Annotated in this window: 1 protein-coding gene; it reads right to left on the bottom strand. The window is 57.2% G+C overall.

Going from position 1 to position 297, the window contains the following annotated elements; all coding sequences use genetic code 11:
* Window positions 1–226: transposase (locus tag ACFMBG_RS22190; RefSeq protein WP_421056849.1), on the bottom strand; the 226-nt coding region annotated here is incomplete at its 3' end.
* Window positions 227–297 lie beyond the last annotated feature (71 nt).

Below are 297 nucleotides of genomic sequence, written 5' to 3'. Positions count from 1 at the left end.
CCAGCGTCAGGTCCGCCACAATCTTCTTCAGCCGGATGTTCTCGTCCTCAAGCGCTTTCAGCCGGCGCATCTCGTCCGGCAGAAGGCCTCCGTATTTTTTCTTCCAGTTGAAGTATGTCGCCTGGCTGATCCCGGCCTTGCGGCAGATCTCCGCGACCGGCGTTCCTTGCTCGCCCTGCTTCAGGATGAACGCCTTCTGCGCCTCTGTGAACTTCGATGCTTTCATGCGATTCCGCTCCTCTCTCAGCCAGGGAAATTTAGCGGAAAACTCCAGCTCCGAACGATCCAGTTTTCAGG

The sequence above is a fragment of the Leisingera coralii genome (genome assembly GCF_049056525.1).
Classification (GTDB): domain Bacteria; phylum Pseudomonadota; class Alphaproteobacteria; order Rhodobacterales; family Rhodobacteraceae; genus Leisingera; species Leisingera coralii.
This window is presented reverse-complemented; position numbering and strand designations above follow the sequence as displayed.